The sequence below is a fragment of the Streptomyces sp. NPDC007856 genome, assembly GCF_042868225.1.
Lineage (GTDB): Bacteria > Actinomycetota > Actinomycetes > Streptomycetales > Streptomycetaceae > Streptomyces.
The window spans coordinates 1-14,739 of sequence record NZ_JBIAEC010000020.1; the positions used below are offsets into that span (position 1 = coordinate 1).

The following is a 14,739-nucleotide window of genomic DNA, read 5'->3' on the forward strand; positions in this document are numbered from 1 at the left end:
AACCTCGTCCCAGCAGATGCTGGAGACGGGGTATCAACTAATCTGGCGTTGATTTTTGGCACGCTGTTGAGTTCTCAAGGAACGGTCGCTTCCTTCGTACTCACCCTCTCGGGCTTTCCTCCGGGCGCTTCCCTTCGGTGTTTCCGACTCTATCAGATCTTTTCTCGATCCGATTCCCTGTCGGCGGGATGTCTTCGAGGTTTTCGGCTTTCGCCGTCCGCCCTTTCGACATTCACTACGTTAGCTCATTCTCTCGGCGACTCATAATCGAGTCTCGCGAGTTCGAATTCGGGCACGCGGGCGCGCCAAAACCGACCCCGCTGAGGGGATATAACTGAGTAGTGGGTTGGCCGCTCCGGCTGCAGGCGATCGCCGTACCCGGTTCAGCGGCTCGGGATACGTTACGCACCTTCGTGGGGTGCGTCAACTTCGGCGCCGCCTCGGGACGTGGGCCCGATAGGGGCTCACCGTCGGGTCGTCCGCCACCCAGAAACGCCACGGATGGATGTCGCCGTTCCCGCCTTCGCCGGCGACTCCGGTGCGGGGGCCGCTTCGTACCTGGTCAGCGGCTACCGGCGTACCGGTGAGCATCCGCAGCGGGGTCTCGCCGGAGGCGCAGGCGTCCGTGCCGTCCAGGGCGCGGTCGACTTCCAGGGCCGTCGCCAAGCGGGCCGGGCCCTTGGCCAGTTCCTTGTCGTTCCGGGCCGAAACTCGCCGTTTGCGGGCCAGCTCCACGCCGTCGACGACCTCACCGGCGCGGAGCAGTACGGCGCTCGCCCGGCCCTCGGGACCGCAGACTAGGTTCATGCAGTGCCACATGCCGTAGGTGAAGTAGACGTACACGTGTCCGGGGGGACCGAACATCACCTCGTTCCGGGCGGTACGGCCACGGTAGGCGTGTGAGCCGGGGTCGTTCGGGCCGTCGTACGCCTCGACCTCCGTGAGGCGGACGGCGATCGGGCCGTCCGGGGTCGTACGCACCAGGATGCGGCCGAGGAGGTCCGGCGCCACCTCCAGGACCGGGCGGTCGAAGAACTCTCTGGGCAGTGGCGTACGGTCCGGGGGCGCGATCATGCCGTCCGAGGGTAATGCAGACGGGACATCGCGCCGGCGGAACCGCTCGGGGGCGGATGGCGTTTGTAGGGTCGAGGTTCCTTCGTAAAGGGAGAGTCAATGGCGTTCAAGAAGCTGCTCGCGAGCCTCGGGGCCGGCGGGGCCTCGGTCGAGACGGTGCTGACCGAGGTCAATGTGGTGCCGGGCGGTGTCGTCCAGGGTGAGGTGCGGATCCAGGGCGGCTCCGTGAACCAGGACATCGAGGGGCTTTCGGTCGGTCTGCAGGCCAAGGTCGAGGTGGAGAGCGGCGACCAGGAGTACAAGCAGGACATCGAGTTCACCAAGGTGCGGCTCGGTGGTGCCTTCGAGTTGCAGGCGGGTGCGGTGCACGCGGTGCCGTTCGGTCTGGAGATCCCCTGGGAGACGCCGGTCACGATGATCGACGGGCAGGCGCTGCGCGGGATGCACATCGGGGTGACGACCGAGCTGGCCATCGCGCGGGCCGTGGACTCCGGCGACCTGGACCCGATCAACGTCCACCCGTTGCCGGCGCAGAAGGCCATCCTGGACGCCTTCATCCAGCTGGGCTTCCGCTTCAAGAACGCGGACATGGAGCGCGGCCACATCCGGGGCACGCGGCAGACGCTGCCCTTCTACCAGGAGATCGAGTTCCACCCGCCGTCCCAGTACCGGGGTCTGAACCAGGTCGAGCTGAGCTTCGTGGCCGACGAGCACGCGATGGACGTCGTGCTGGAGATGGACAAGAAGCCGGGTCTGTTCAGCGAGGGTTCGGACACCTACCGGTCCTTCCAGGTGGGTCTGAACGACTGGATGGGGACCGACTGGGCGGCTTATCTGAACCAGTGGCTGTCCGAGGTCGGCAGCAAGCGCAACTGGTTCTAGGCTCGGGGACTGCTGGTTCCAGATCATCGATCAGGAGGTACCGAGGTGACCGAGCTCACGCGGCGGCCGCTCCCCCATGACTTCCATCCACCCGTGCCGTCGTTCACGGTCACGAGTGCGGACATCGAGGAGGGTGCGACGCTCAAGAGCGACCAGGTGCACGCGGAGGGCAACACCTCGCCGCATCTGCGCTGGGAGGGTTTCCCCGCGGAGACCAAGAGCTTCGCCGTCACGTGCTACGACCCTGACGCGCCGACCGGAAGCGGGTTCTGGCACTGGGTCCTGTTCGACATCCCGGCCTCGGTGACGGAGCTGCCGGCGGGTGCGGGCGGCGGCAAGTTCGAGGGCCTGCCCGAGGGCGCGGTGCATGTGCGCAACGACTACGGGACGAAGGACTTCGGTGGCGCCGCGCCGCCGCCCGGGGACGGGCCGCACCGGTACGTCTTCACGGTGTACGCGGTGGACCAGGAGAAGCTCGGTCCGGATGCCGACGTCTCTCCGGCCGTCGTCGGCTTCAATCTGCGGTTCCACACGCTCGCCCGTGCCCAGCTCATCGGTGAGTACGAGAACCCCGCACAGGGCTGACCGCACCGCACGGATTCAGCCGAGCGTTCATTGAACGTTTGCCCGCCTCCGGTCTTGGAAGTGATCGGAGGCGGGCATTTTTTATTGCGTTGTCCATCTCGGCGCGCCCGTCCAGAGTTGATCCAAGCCCGCCGGGGGGTGGGCAGATGCGCACGGGAGGTGGGCTGGATGCGGGACACGCTGGTACTGAACGCGAGCTTTGAGCCGCTGTCGACGGTGACGTTGAATCGAGCCGTCGTTCTGGTGCTCCAGGACAAGGCCGTCGTCGAACAGGCCCATCCCGAACTGCGCATGCGTGGGGCCGATGTGGACATACCCGCGCCTCGGGTGATCAGGCTCTGCAGGTATGTACGGGTGCCGTTCCGAAGACAAGCCCCGTGGTCGAGGCGGGGGGTGCTGGTCCGGGACCGGCACCGGTGCGCGTACTGCGGGCGCAGGGCGACGACCGTGGACCATGTGGTGCCGCGGGCGCAGGGTGGGCAGGACACATGGCTGAATACGGTTGCCGCGTGTGCGGAGGACAATCATCGGAAGGCCAACCGGACTCCTGAGGAGGCCGGTATGGCTTTGCTGCGTCAGCCTTTTGAGCCGACTCCAGCGGACGCGATGCTTCTGGCTCTGGGCGCCGAGGAGTTCGAGGCTCTGCCGGACTGGTTGGCTCGGGATGCCGCCTGACCAGTCGCCGTAGGAGCTTGTGACATACGTCGGCTACCGGTGGTTCCTGGTTTCTCGCGCAGTTCCCCGCGCCCGTGAAGGGCGCGGAAGGAACCCGGCGTTCACATGGACACCCTCAGTCGATGCTCGGCTTCTCCCGGCGCTCCGTGCCCGGGCCGTTGTTCTGTGCGGGGACGTTGGCTCCGCCGGTGCCCTGGCCGCCGCCGCCCAGGGGGCCGAAGTTGCCCATCGCGCCGGAGAGGCCCTTGAGGGCGTCGCCGATTTCGCTGGGGACGATCCAGAGCTTGTTGGCGTCGCCCTCGGCGATCTTCGGGAGCATCTGCAGGTACTGGTAGGACAGGAGCTTCTGGTCCGGGTCGCCGGCGTGGATGGCCTCGAAGACCGTACGGACCGCCTGGGCCTCGCCCTCGGCGCGCAGGGCCGCGGCCTTGGCCTCACCCTCGGCGCGCAGGATCTGGGACTGCTTCTCGCCCTCCGCGGTGAGGATGGCGGCCTGGCGCGTACCTTCGGCGGTGAGGATCGCGGCGCGCTTGTCACGGTCGGCGCGCATCTGCTTCTCCATCGAGTCCTGGATGGAGGTGGGCGGTTCGATGGCCTTCAGTTCCACGCGGTTGACGCGGATGCCCCATTTGCCCGTGGCCTCGTCGAGGACGCCGCGCAGGGCGGCGTTGATCTCCTCGCGGGAGGTCAGGGTGCGTTCGAGGTCCATGCCGCCGATGATGTTGCGGAGTGTGGTGACCGTCAGCTGCTCGATGGCCTGGATGTAGCTGGCGACCTCGTAGGTGGCCGCGCGGGCGTCGGTCACCTGGTAGTAGATGACCGTGTCGATGTTGACCACCAGGTTGTCCTGGGTGATCACCGGCTGCGGCGGGAAGGGGACGACCTGTTCGCGCAGGTCGATGCGGTTGCGGATGGTGTCGATGAACGGGACCACGATGTTCAGGCCCGCGTTCAGGGTGCGTGTGTAGCGGCCGAAGCGCTCGACGATGGCGGCGCTGGCCTGTGGGATGACCTGGATGGTCTTGATCAGGGCGATGAAGACCAACACCACCAGAATGACCAGGACGATGATGACCGGTTCCATCGTGTTCCCCGTACCCCTCTCCGCCTCGGCGCCTTCGGCAGATCTCGTGGTTGTAGAAGATCTTGCTGGTCGAGTCTGACAGACCATCGCCCAACTCGTGGGCATGATGCCTCAGATGACGATGGCGGTGGCCCCTTCGATCTCCACGACGTCCACCTCCTGGCCCACTTCGTAGGCGCGGGCGGTGTCGAGGGCGCGGGCCGACCAGATCTCCCCGGCGAGCTTGATGCGGCCTCCGGAGCCGTCGACGCGCTCCAGGACGACCGCCTGCTTGCCCTTCAGGGCGTCGACTCCGGTGGCGAGTCGGGGGAGTTGTCTGCTGTGCCGGGCCGCGATGGGGCGGACGACGGCGATGAGCGCGACGGAGACGACGACGAACACGAGGACCTGGATCACGGCGTCCAGGCCGAGGCCCGCGGCGACGGCGGCCGCGATGGCTCCCACCGCGAGCATGCCGAACTCCGGCATGGCGGTGACCACGAGCGGGATTCCGAGCGCCGCCGCGCCGACGAGCCACCACACCCATGCGTCGATGTCGTTCACACGGTCATGGTAGGGCCGGGGTCGGGCGGCGGACAGGGCGCGAAAGGGACCGGGGCGGGCTCGGGAAGGCCTCGGCAGGGGCTCGGGGGGCCTCGGACGAAGGGTCAGGACAGGGGCAGGCCCTGAGCCGTCCAGCGGTCGCCGACCTGCTCGACGACGAGCGGGAGGCCGAAGCAGAGGGAGAGGTTGCGGGAGCTGAGTTCGAGCTCGATCGGGCCGGCGGCGAGGACCTTGCCCTGGCGGATCATCAGGACGTGGGTGAAGCCGGGGGCGATCTCCTCGACGTGGTGCGTGACCATGATCATCGAAGGGGCAATGGGGTCGCGGGCGAGCCGGCCGAGGCGGCGGACCAGGTCCTCGCGCCCGCCGAGGTCGAGGCCGGCGGCGGGCTCGTCCAGCAGGAGCAGCTCGGGGTCGGTCATCAGGGCGCGGGCGATCAGGGTGCGCTTGCGCTCACCCTCGGAGAGGGTGCCGAAGCGGCGGTCGAGGTAGTCGCTCATGCCGAGGCGGTCGAGGAAGGCGCGGGCGCGCTGCTCGTCGACCTCGTCGTACTCCTCCTGCCAGTGGGCGGTCATGCCGTACGCGGCCGTCAGTACCGTCTCCAGGACGGTCTGGCGCTTGGGGAGCTTCTCGGCCATGGCGATGCCGGCCACGCCGATGCGGGGGCGCAGCTCGAAGACGTCGACCTTGCCGAGGGTGTCGCCGAGGATGGTTGCGGTGCCCTTGCTGGGGAACAGGTAGCTGGAGGCGACGTTCAGGAGGGTGGTCTTGCCGGCGCCGTTGGGTCCGAGGATGACCCAGCGCTCGCCCTCCTTCACCGACCAGGAGACCTGGTCCACCAGAGCCCGGCCCTCGCGGACCACGGATACGTCCTGAAGCTCCAGAACATCGCTCATGAGCGCGTTGTCTCCCCTTGCAGTGTGGCCGGTCTCGGCTGCCGCGTACGCCTGTGGCTCGGTCCGCCGCGCCTGTGGGCGCAGCCCCTATGAAATCTACGCCACGAGTGCCCCGCTCCATTCCATCGGTCCGGTCCTTAGGGTGGGAGCATGCTCACGGAACCGCGTTCAGGACGCCTCGCCGCTTGGGGAAATGCCCTTTTGGCCGGACTTGTCTCTCCGGATGACGCCGCGCTCGCCATCGTGGGCGAGGACACCGTGCACCGGGTGGAGGGGCTGCCCGGGGAGTCCGCGCAGGTCGGGCTGACGCTGGCCCTGGGGCGGCTGCGGACGCTGGGGGCTACCGGGCTGCGGGTCGCGCTGCCGGCGCCGGGGCATCCGCTGGGGCTGAGCGGTCCGCCCGAGTTCAATGCGCGGGCGCTGGAGGCCGAGGAGGCGGTGGTCTGCTACGGCACCGCGTTCGGGCTGGTGCCTGAGGTGTACGAGGCCGGGCCGGAGGGTGATGTGCATGCTGAGGTGATCTGGCAGGTGCTGCCGGTGCGGGAGGCGCCGCCCGCCGATGTGCCGTCGCTGGGCGAGGCCGAGCGGGAGCTGGCGGAGGCGCTGCGCGAGGCGACCGAGGTGCTGTCGAAGCTGGACGTCGCCGGGTCGGGTCCGGTGGCGGAGGCGGCGATCGACGCGTACCGGGCGCGGGCCGAGCGCGGCCGGGAGGTGCTGGCGCCGGGGTATCCGCCGCGTGCGGTACGGGTGCTGGAGCTGGCGCAGCGGGTCGCGCTGCTGGTGTCGCTGGCGTACGGCAACGGGCACGGTGGTGCGGTCAGTTCCAGCGAGATGGCGGCGCGTGCGGAGGCGTTGCGGCCCGTCGAGCGGACGGCGAGGCGGGCGCAGGTGGCGGCGTACAACTCGATCGTGGAGGAGCGGGAGCGGGGAGCCCGGTAACCGGGTTGTGGGGGCGCCGGCACCGAACCGCACATGGCAGGCCTCCCGGCGGGCACCGGGAGGCCTGTGGTCGGTGTCGGCCGGACCTCAGTGGTTGAGGCCGAGGTTGCCGAAGGCCGGGTTCAGCACGCCGATAACGCTCACGCTGTTGCCGACCGCGTTCACCGGGACGTGCACCGGGACCTGGACGACGTTGCCCGAAACGACGCCCGGGGAGCAGTGGGCCTCGCCGCCGGCCCAGCTGCCGGTCGTGGCGGAGGCCATGCCCGCTCCGGCGGCCACGAGGCCACCGGCCACCATCGTCACGGCCGCGGCCTTCTTCAGGTTCTTCACTTTCAACCCCTCCTAGCGGTCACCGCGGCGGTTCGCCGCGGCACGCACTGGAGAACGGCGGAGATCGCCGGAGGATGCGCCATCCAGGTGACATTCCCACGACGGTATGAATCTCGGTCCGGAGCGGAACCCTCCGTGTTGCCGTGGGCCAACGCCCCGGGCCTGGCGTTTCAGCCGGTCACCCCGTGTCGCACGGCCCACAGCGCGGCCTGGGTGCGGTCCGCGAGATCGAGTTTCATCAGGATGTTGGAGACATGCGTCTTGACGGTCTTCTCGGACAGGACGAGGGCGCGGGCGATCTCGCGGTTGGAGCGGCCGTCCGCGATCAGGCCGAGCACCTCGCGCTCCCGGTCGGTGAGCGAACCGCCTCTGCTCTGGCCGGAGTTGGCCTCCTCCTGGGTGAGCAGGGCGCCGGCCACCTCGGGCTGGAGCAGGATGTGGCCGGCGTGCACGGAGCGGATGGCGCCGGCGAGGGCGTCGGGGTCCACGTCCTTGTAGACGTATCCGGCGGCGCCCGCGCGCAGGGCCGGTACGACCGTGCGCTGCTCGGTGAAGCTGGTGACGATGAGCACGCGCGCGGGGTTGTCGAGTTCGCGCAGCCGGCGCAGGGCCTCGACGCCGTCCATGCCCGGCATCTTGACGTCCATCAGGACGACGTCCGGGCGCAGTTCCTCGGCCCGGGCGACTCCCTCGGCGCCGTCGGCGGCCTCGCCGACGACCTCGATGTCGTCCTGCACCTCCAGGAAGGTGCGCAGGCCCCGGCGGACGACCTGGTGGTCGTCGACGAGCAGCACTCTGATCGCGTCAGCCACCGGGGACCTCCATCTCTATCGTGGTGCCCTTGCCGGACACCGACTCCACGGTCAGCGTGCCGCCGACCCCGCTCGCGCGGTCACGCATCGAGACCAGGCCCAGGTGGCGTCCGGCACGGCGGACGGCCTTCGGGTCGAAGCCGCTGCCGTCGTCGGTGACGCGCAGCACGGCTCCGCTGCCGCGCCGCTGCACGCTCACGTCGACGTGTGCGGCGCCGGAGTGGCGCAGTGCGTTGTGCAGGGCTTCCTGGGCGACCCTGAGCAGGGCTTCCTCCTGGGCGGCGGGCAGCGCGCGGAAGCCGTCGCTGGTGAAGGTCACGCGCGCGGTGTGGGCGCGGTCGAGGACCTGGGTCTGGGTGCGCAGGGTGGCGACGAGGCCGTCCTCGTCCAGGGCGGCGGGCCGCAACTCCACGACGGCGGCGCGCAGTTCGTCGGCGGCCTCGGCGGCGAGCATGGCGACCTGGTGGAGTTCGCCCTTGGCGCGGGCGGGGTCGCGGTCGACGAGGGCGGCCGCGGCCTGGGCGGTCAGGCGCAGGGAGAAGAGCTTCTGGCTGACCGCGTCGTGCAGTTCATGGGCGAGGCGGGAGCGTTCCTCGGCGATGGTGAGTTCGCGGCTGCGTTCGTAGAGCCGGGCGTTGGTGAGGGCGATGGCGGCGTGCTGGGCGAGGATGGAGAGCAGTTCCTGGTCCTCTTCCGTGAAGCCGCAGCTTCCTTCCGGCTTGGGGCAGTTCTTGTTGGCGAGGAAGAGCGCGCCGATGACCTCGTCGCCGTCGCGGATGGGCAGGCCGAGGAAGTCGGCCAGGTCCGGGTGCGCCGTCGGCCAGCCCTCGAAGCGGGGGTCCTGGCGCACGTCGGCGAGGCGCTCGGCCTTCGCCTCGCGCAGCATCGCGGCGAGGATGCCGTGCTGGCGAGGGAGCGGCCCGATGGCACGCCACTGCTCGTCGCTGACGCCGTCGACGACGAACTGGGCGAAGCCGCCGTGGTCGTCGGGGACGCCGAGGGCGGCGTACTGGGCGTCCAGCAGCTCGCGGGCGGAGGCGACGATCGTCTTGAGGACGTCGCGCACCTCCAGATGCCTGCTCATGGCCAGCAGCGCGGCACTGACCGCGGCGAGGCCGGACCCGGGGCCTTGACTCATGCCCTCACGGTACCGGCGGGGTCCGACAAGCGGATCGGACCTGTGGCGGCGGGGCCCGGTCCGCTGGTCCTAGGGCGGCCGGTCTAGGTCCCGGGGCCCCGGACGTGCGGTGTACGCCGAAGGGCCCCTGCGGTGTGCGGCCCGCGTCCGAGGCGGCCGGGACGGCGCCGTTCCTACGGTGTGGTCACCGCTCGGCGAAGGGCGGTGAGCGACGAGGGGACGGTAGTCATGCCGGTTGCGATCATCACGGGGGCTTCGAAGGGCCTGGGGCGGGCGCTCGCAGCCGCGCTGGCCGCGCGAGGCTGGGATCTGGTGCTGGACGCCCGGGGCGCCGAGGCCCTCAAGGAGGCGGCGGAGAGCGTCGCCGGGCACGGCACGCGCGTGGCGGCGCTGGCCGGGGATGTGACGGATGCCGGGCACCGGGCCGCGCTGGTGGCGGCCGCGCGCCGGCTGGGCGGGGTCGATCTGCTGGTCAGCAATGCGAGCGCGCTGGGTGCGGAGCCGCTGGTACGGCTGGCCGAGCTGCCCCTGGAGGGGCTGCGGCGGGCGCTGGAGGTGAATGTCGTCGCCGCGCTCGGCCTGGTCCGTGCGGCGCTGCCGCTGCTGCGGGAGTCGCCGGCCGGGACGGTGGTCGCGGTCAGCTCGGACGCGGCGGCCGAGGCGTACGCGACCTGGGGCGGCTACGGCGCCTCGAAGGCGGCCCTGGACCAGTTGGCGGCGGTGCTGGGCGTGGAGGAGCCCGGCCTGCGGGTGTGGTCGGTGGATCCCGGGGACATGGCGACGGAACTGTACGCGGCGGCCGTACCCGGTGACGACGGTCCGCGTCCGGCGCCGGACACGGTCGTACCGGCGTTCCTGCGGCTGCTGGACGAGCGGCCGGCCAGCGGGAGGTACGCGGCGCCGGCCCTGCTGGAGCGGCGATGAGGACCGGCATGGGGGTCCCCCCGCTCGAGCGGAGTCGGGAGTGGGGGAGGGTGCCGGAGGAGTTGTCCGCGCGCGTGCCCGCCGAGCAGCGGGGTCCGGGGCTGGGCCGGGACGCCGTCCGGCTGCTGGTGTCGCGCGGTACAGGAGTGACCCATCACGTGTTCCCGGAGCTGCCGCTGCTGCTGCGGGCCGGGGACCTGCTGGTGGTGAACACCTCGCCCACGCTGGCCGCGGCGGTGGACGGGCGGGTCGGGCACGCGCGCGTGGTGGTGCATTTCTCCACGCGCGGGGACGACGGCCGGTGGGCGGTCGAGCTGCGGGAACCGGACGGGCGGGGTACCACGCGCGCGCGTACGGGCACGCGTGCGGATACGGAGGTGGTGCTGCCGGGAGCGGGGCGGCTGGTGCTCCAGGAGCCGCTGAGCCCGCGCGGGCAGCGGCTGTGGTGGGCCCGGGCGGACGTCGACGTCCTCGGGATGCTGCGCGTGCACGGGCGGCCGATTCGCTACTCCTATACAAAGGGGGAGCAGCCGCTGTCGGCGTACCAGACGGTGTTCGCGCTGCCGTCGCCGGACGGATCGGGCAGTGCGGAGATGCCGAGTGCGGCGCGCCCCTTCACCGCGGCCCTGGTGGCGGAGCTGATGAGCCGGGGTGTGCGGTTCGCGCCGATCACGCTGCACACGGGGGTGGCGTCGACGGAGGCGCACGAGCCGCCGTATCCGGAGCGGTTCTCGGTGCCGGAGGCCTCGGCGCGACTGATCAACGCCGTGCGGGCGGGCGACAGCAGGGTGATCGCCGTGGGTACGACCGCCGTGCGGGCCGTGGAGTCGGCGGCGGGGACGGACGGGGTGGTGCGGGCGGCCGAGGGATGGACGGATCTGGTCGTGACGCCCGAGCGCGGGGTGCGGGTCGTGGACGGGCTGCTGACCGGGCTGCACGAGCCCGAGGCCTCGCATCTGCTGATGCTGGAGGCGGTCGCGGGGCGGGCCGCGGTCGACCGTGCCTACGAGGAGGCGCTCCGGGGGCGCGAGTTCGGCGACGTACATCTCATCCTCCCGGCGGAGGGGCCTCACACAGAGCATTGCGATGGCAACTCCTGGTGAGACTCGTCCGTCTCCGATGTGAGCCCGCACATAGGGTCCACGTCACGTACGAACGGACATAGGAGATAAAGCATCCCCGCATGAACGGGACAGACGGCCCAGTCTGTCCCGTTTTGCCGTTCTGCGATCCACTAGGCAGGATCGTACGTCACATCTTTGCCAGGGAATTTTGCGCCAGCTAAGAATTGCTCTCGTCGCTCAGCGCCGTGGGTCACCGGCCCGCGGCGTTCGTGTGGGAGGAGCCGATTCCCCCGGCGGACGCAGGAGCGACCTCCGCGCTATCGAAGAGGTCCATCAAGCCATGCCCAAGAACATCCTCAACCGTGCTCATAGTGCCCTGACCAAGCAGCACAAGCTCGCCATCGCCGGCGTCGCCGCTCTCGGCACCGCCGCCATCGCCGCCTCGGCCGTCCCGAGCAGCGCCGACACCGTCACCACCGGCGCCCCGGCCACGGCCGCCCAGGTCGCCACCAGCACGACGCTGAAGAACGTCAAGGGCACGGTCACCGACCAGCTCGCCCCCGAGACGGTCAAGCTCGACACGCTCGCCGCGCAGAAGAAGGCCGCCGACGAGGCCGCCGCCGCCAAGCAGCGCGCCGAGGCCGCGAAGAAGGCCGCCGCGCAGCAGGCCGCCGCCGACGCCGCCAAGAAGGCCGCGCAGGACCGTGCCGCCCAGGACGCCGCCAGCCGCTCCGCCCAGCGGATCGACATGCAGCCGGTCGCCGCGAAGACGTACGCCAACAACCTCGACGGCTGGATCCGTCAGGCGCTGGACATCATGAAGCAGCACGGCATCCCGGGCTCCTACAGCGGTCTGCACCGCAACATCATCCGTGAGTCCTCGGGTAACCCGATGGCCATCAACAACTGGGACATCAACGCCCAGAACGGCATCCCGTCCAAGGGGCTGCTCCAGGTCATCGACCCGACCTTCCGCGCCTACCACGTGTCCGGCACCTCGTGGAACATCTACGACCCGGTCGCCAACATCACGGCCGCCTGCAACTACGCGGCGCACCGGTACGGCTCGATGGACAACGTCAACAGCGCGTACTGAGGTCTGGCGCGGACCTCTGACACGTGACGCCGAAGGGCGGCACCCCCTCGCGGGGTGCCGCCCTTCGCGTCGTACCGGCACGGTTACTTGCGCATGACCTCCGGCTCATGGCGACGCAGGAAGCGGGCCACGAGGAAGCCGCAGACCACGCCGAGCGCGATCAGCGCGACCATGTCCAGCGTCCAGGCCCCGGCCGTGTGGTTCCACAGCGGATCGGTGTTGCCGGGGTCGTCGGCGTTCGGGGCGATGTTGTTGAAGTCCAGCGTGGCACCGGCCGCGGCCACCGCCCAGCGCGACGGCATCAGATACGAGAACTCGTTGACGCCGAGCGTGCCGTGCAGGGTGAAGAGGCAGCCGGTGAAGACGACCTGGATGATCGCGAACATCACGAGCAGCGGCATGGTCTTCTCGGCGGTCTTCACCAGCGAGGAGATCACCAGGCCGACCATCATCGAGGTGAAGCCGAGCGCCATGATCGGCACGCACAGCTCGAACAGGGTGGAACCGCCGAGCACGACACCCTGGTCCGGGATCTCACGGCTGGAGAAGCCGATCACACCGACCATCAGGCCCTGCAGCACCGTGACGGCGCCGAGCACGACCACCTTGGACATCAGGTACGCCGACCGGGACAGGCCGGTCGCGCGCTCCCGCTCGTAGATCACCCGTTCCTTGATCAGCTCGCGCACGGAGTTCGCGGCGCCCGCGAAGCACGCGCCGACCGCGAGGATCAGCAGCACGGTGGTGGCGGTGCCGTTGGGGATGTGCGTGCCGGTCCTCGGGTTGATCGCCGCGTTGACCAGCAGGCCCCTCTTGTGGTCGATCAGCAGGCTGACCGCGCCGAGCACCGCCGGCAGGATCACCGTCAGCGCCAGGAAACCCTTGTCGGACACGATGACCGACACATAGCGCCGGATCAGGGTCATCAGCTGCGAACCCCAGCCCTGTGGCTTGGGCGGCTTCATGGCCTGCGGCGGAGGCATGTGTACGGCCTGCGGGGCGACCGAGTCCACGTCCGCGGCGTACATCTGGTAGTGCTGCGAGCCCTTCCAGCGGCCCGCCCAGTCGTAGTCGCGGTAGTTCTCGAAGGCGGAGAAGACATCGGCCCAGCTGTCGTAGCCGAAGAAGTTCAGCGCCTCCTCCGGCGGGCCGAAGTAGGCGACCGCGCCGCCCGGCGCCATCACCAGCAGCTTGTCGCACAGCGCCAGCTCGGCCACCGAGTGGGTGACCACGAGGACCGTACGGCCGTCGTCGGCGAGGCCGCGCAGCAGCTGCATGACATCGCGGTCCATGCCCGGGTCGAGACCCGAGGTCGGCTCGTCCAGGAAGATCAGCGACGGCTTGGTGAGCAGCTCCAGGGCCACCGAGACACGCTTGCGCTGGCCACCGGAGAGCGAGGTGACCTTCTTGTCCTTGTGGATGTCGAGCTTGAGCTCGCGCAGCACCTCGTCGATGCGGGCCTCGCGCTCGGCGGCGGTGGTGTCGGCCGGGAAGCGCAGCTTGGCCGCGTACTTCAGGGCCTTCTTGACGGTCAGCTCCTTGTGCAGGATGTCGTCCTGCGGGACCAGACCGATGCGCTGGCGCAGCTCGGCGAACTGCTTGTACAGGTTGCGGTTGTCGTACAGGACCTCGCCCTGGTTGGCGGGCCGGTAGCCGGTGAGCGCCTTGAGCAGGGTCGACTTGCCGGAGCCGGACGGGCCGATGACCGCGATCAGGGACTTCTCCGGGACGCCGAAGGAGACGTCCTTCAGGATCTGCTTGCCGCCGTCGACCGTGACGGTCAGATGGCGCGCGGAGAAGGAGACCTCGCCGGTGTCGACGAACTCCTCGAGCCGGTCGCCGACGATCCGGAAGGTGGAGTGGCCGACGCCGACGATGTCGGCCGGACCCAACTGCACCGAGCCGCCCTTGGGGATCGGCTGGCCGTTGACGTAGGTGCCGTTGTGCGAGCCGAGGTCGCGGATCTCCAGCCGGCCGTCGGGCGTGGCGTGGAACTCGGCGTGGTGCCGGGAGACCTGGAGGTCGGAGACGACCAGGTCGTTCTCCAGGGCACGGCCGATGCGCATCACCCGGCCGACGGCGAACTGGTGGAACGTGGTCGGGCTGCGGTCGCCGTAGACCGGCGGCGCCCCCGCGCCATCACCGGGCGTCTTCTGCGCGTACTGGTCCGCGGGCCCGGCCTGCTGCTGCGGGAACGCGGGCGCCTGCTGCTGCCAGCCCTGCTGTGGAGCCTGTGCTCCCGCGGCAGCCTGGTGCGGTACGGCCTGCTGCGGGGCCAGTGCCTGCGGCTGCGCGGCCTGTTGCGAGGCGGGGGCCTGCTGGGCCCAGCCCGGCGCTCCGGCGCCCTGCGCGGCGTACGGCGCCGGCTGCTGCCGACCGGCCGTGGCGCCCGACAGGTTCAGCCGCGGTCCGTCGGTCGCGTTGCCGAGGTGCAGCGACGCGCCCGGCCCGATCTCCATCTGCTGGATCCGCCGGCCCTGAACGAACGTGCCGTTGGTGCTGCCATGGTCCTCGATGACCCAACTGCGGCCGTTGAAGCTGACCGTGGCGTGCCGCCAGGACACCCTGGCGTCGTCGAAGACGATGTCACCCTGCGGATCGCGGCCGAGGGTGTAGGGCCTGGACGGGTCCAACGTCCAGGTCCGTCCGTTTGATTCCAGTACGAGTTCCGGCACTCCATGCCCCACTGAGTTG

Annotated in this window: 15 protein-coding genes; 7 read left to right on the forward strand and 8 right to left on the reverse strand. The window is 70.1% G+C overall.

The window, feature by feature from the left end:
* Positions 1-423: 423 nt before the first annotated feature.
* Positions 424-1,074, reverse strand: coding sequence for a DNA-3-methyladenine glycosylase (locus ACFYOH_RS36190; RefSeq protein WP_388634773.1), 651 nt, complete (start codon positions 1,072-1,074; stop codon positions 424-426).
* A gap of 99 nt (positions 1,075-1,173) precedes the next feature.
* Here ACFYOH_RS36190 and ACFYOH_RS36195 point away from each other — a divergent pair, with 99 nt between their 5' ends.
* The 3 genes from ACFYOH_RS36195 to ACFYOH_RS36205 all read left to right on the forward strand — a co-directional run bounded on the left by ACFYOH_RS36195 (position 1,174) and on the right by ACFYOH_RS36205 (position 3,216).
* Positions 1,174-1,956 carry a sporulation protein gene (locus ACFYOH_RS36195; protein WP_388634775.1) on the forward strand — a complete coding sequence of 261 codons (783 nt, stop codon included), beginning with the start codon at positions 1,174-1,176 and terminating at the stop codon, positions 1,954-1,956.
* A 45-nt stretch (positions 1,957-2,001) separates the two neighbouring features.
* Complete coding sequence (locus ACFYOH_RS36200; protein ID WP_388634777.1) at positions 2,002-2,541, forward strand: YbhB/YbcL family Raf kinase inhibitor-like protein; 540 nt, start codon at positions 2,002-2,004, stop codon at positions 2,539-2,541.
* Positions 2,542-2,709: 168 nt separating this feature from the next.
* Complete coding sequence (locus tag ACFYOH_RS36205) at positions 2,710-3,216, forward strand: HNH endonuclease (RefSeq protein WP_356310418.1); 507 nt, start codon at positions 2,710-2,712, stop codon at positions 3,214-3,216.
* Positions 3,217-3,331: 115 nt separating this feature from the next.
* On the opposite strand, the gene ACFYOH_RS36210 is transcribed toward ACFYOH_RS36205, so the two are convergent.
* The 3 genes from ACFYOH_RS36210 to ACFYOH_RS36220 all read right to left on the reverse strand — a co-directional run bounded on the left by ACFYOH_RS36210 (position 3,332) and on the right by ACFYOH_RS36220 (position 5,739).
* Complete coding sequence (locus ACFYOH_RS36210) at positions 3,332-4,300, reverse strand: SPFH domain-containing protein (RefSeq protein WP_388634779.1); 969 nt, start codon at positions 4,298-4,300, stop codon at positions 3,332-3,334.
* A 111-nt stretch (positions 4,301-4,411) separates the two neighbouring features.
* Positions 4,412-4,843, reverse strand: a complete 432-nt coding sequence (locus ACFYOH_RS36215; protein WP_388634781.1) for an NfeD family protein — start codon at positions 4,841-4,843, stop codon at positions 4,412-4,414.
* A 104-nt stretch (positions 4,844-4,947) separates the two neighbouring features.
* Positions 4,948-5,739 (reverse strand): ABC transporter ATP-binding protein, encoded by a 792-nt coding sequence (locus ACFYOH_RS36220; protein ID WP_208901649.1) that lies wholly within the window; start codon positions 5,737-5,739, stop codon positions 4,948-4,950.
* 150 nt (positions 5,740-5,889) lie between these two features.
* On the opposite strand from ACFYOH_RS36220, the gene ACFYOH_RS36225 reads away from it, so the two are divergent.
* Positions 5,890-6,678 carry a hypothetical protein gene (locus ACFYOH_RS36225; RefSeq protein ID WP_388634783.1) on the forward strand — a complete coding sequence of 263 codons (789 nt, stop codon included), beginning with the start codon at positions 5,890-5,892 and terminating at the stop codon, positions 6,676-6,678.
* Between the two features lie 87 nt (positions 6,679-6,765).
* On the opposite strand, the gene ACFYOH_RS36230 is transcribed toward ACFYOH_RS36225, so the two are convergent.
* The 3 genes from ACFYOH_RS36230 to ACFYOH_RS36240 all read right to left on the reverse strand — a co-directional run bounded on the left by ACFYOH_RS36230 (position 6,766) and on the right by ACFYOH_RS36240 (position 8,961).
* Positions 6,766-7,011, reverse strand: coding sequence for a chaplin (locus ACFYOH_RS36230; RefSeq protein ID WP_388634785.1), 246 nt, complete (start codon positions 7,009-7,011; stop codon positions 6,766-6,768).
* A 170-nt stretch (positions 7,012-7,181) separates the two neighbouring features.
* Complete coding sequence (locus tag ACFYOH_RS36235) at positions 7,182-7,823, reverse strand: response regulator (protein WP_388634787.1); 642 nt, start codon at positions 7,821-7,823, stop codon at positions 7,182-7,184.
* Entirely contained in the window at positions 7,816-8,961 is a 1,146-nt protein-coding gene (locus tag ACFYOH_RS36240; RefSeq protein WP_388634789.1) for a GAF domain-containing sensor histidine kinase, read from the reverse strand. Before ACFYOH_RS36240 ends, ACFYOH_RS36235 begins: the two co-directional genes overlap by 8 nt.
* Before the next feature lie 228 nt (positions 8,962-9,189).
* Between ACFYOH_RS36240 and ACFYOH_RS36245 the strand changes: the two genes are divergently transcribed.
* The 3 genes from ACFYOH_RS36245 (at position 9,190) to ACFYOH_RS36255 (ending at position 12,045) form a co-directional block, all read left to right on the forward strand.
* Positions 9,190-9,885, forward strand: coding sequence for an SDR family NAD(P)-dependent oxidoreductase (locus ACFYOH_RS36245; RefSeq protein WP_388634791.1), 696 nt, complete (start codon positions 9,190-9,192; stop codon positions 9,883-9,885).
* Entirely contained in the window at positions 9,882-10,988 is a 1,107-nt protein-coding gene (locus ACFYOH_RS36250; RefSeq protein ID WP_388634793.1) for an S-adenosylmethionine:tRNA ribosyltransferase-isomerase, read from the forward strand. The genes ACFYOH_RS36245 and ACFYOH_RS36250 overlap by 4 nt, the downstream gene beginning before the upstream one ends.
* 301 nt (positions 10,989-11,289) lie before the next feature.
* Positions 11,290-12,045 carry a transglycosylase SLT domain-containing protein gene (locus ACFYOH_RS36255; protein WP_388634795.1) on the forward strand — a complete coding sequence of 252 codons (756 nt, stop codon included), beginning with the start codon at positions 11,290-11,292 and terminating at the stop codon, positions 12,043-12,045.
* 83 nt (positions 12,046-12,128) lie between these two features.
* Here ACFYOH_RS36255 and ACFYOH_RS36260 read toward each other — a convergent pair whose 3' ends face one another.
* The gene (locus ACFYOH_RS36260) at positions 12,129-14,720 is read right to left on the reverse strand and encodes an FHA domain-containing protein (RefSeq protein WP_388634797.1); all 2,592 of its coding nucleotides are present in this window, start codon (positions 14,718-14,720) and stop codon (positions 12,129-12,131) included.
* Positions 14,721-14,739: the final 19 nt, after the last annotated feature.

Bases quoted from the DNA above. Each gene is read 5' to 3' on its own strand.
- ACFYOH_RS36245 (WP_388634791.1), top strand. From the start codon at position 9,190: ATGCCGGTTGCGATCATCACGGGGGCTTCGAAGGGCCTGGGGCGGGCG.
- ACFYOH_RS36240 (WP_388634789.1), bottom strand. From the start codon at position 8,961: ATGAGTCAAGGCCCCGGGTCCGGCCTCGCCGCGGTCAGTGCCGCGCTG.
- ACFYOH_RS36205 (WP_356310418.1), top strand. From the start codon at position 2,710: ATGCGGGACACGCTGGTACTGAACGCGAGCTTTGAGCCGCTGTCGACG.
- ACFYOH_RS36250 (WP_388634793.1), top strand. From the start codon at position 9,882: ATGAGGACCGGCATGGGGGTCCCCCCGCTCGAGCGGAGTCGGGAGTGG.
- ACFYOH_RS36220 (WP_208901649.1), bottom strand. From the start codon at position 5,739: ATGAGCGATGTTCTGGAGCTTCAGGACGTATCCGTGGTCCGCGAGGGC.
- ACFYOH_RS36255 (WP_388634795.1), top strand. From the start codon at position 11,290: ATGCCCAAGAACATCCTCAACCGTGCTCATAGTGCCCTGACCAAGCAG.
- ACFYOH_RS36225 (WP_388634783.1), top strand. From the start codon at position 5,890: ATGCTCACGGAACCGCGTTCAGGACGCCTCGCCGCTTGGGGAAATGCC.
- ACFYOH_RS36190 (WP_388634773.1), bottom strand. From the start codon at position 1,074: ATGATCGCGCCCCCGGACCGTACGCCACTGCCCAGAGAGTTCTTCGAC.
- ACFYOH_RS36195 (WP_388634775.1), top strand. From the start codon at position 1,174: ATGGCGTTCAAGAAGCTGCTCGCGAGCCTCGGGGCCGGCGGGGCCTCG.
- ACFYOH_RS36210 (WP_388634779.1), bottom strand. From the start codon at position 4,300: ATGGAACCGGTCATCATCGTCCTGGTCATTCTGGTGGTGTTGGTCTTC.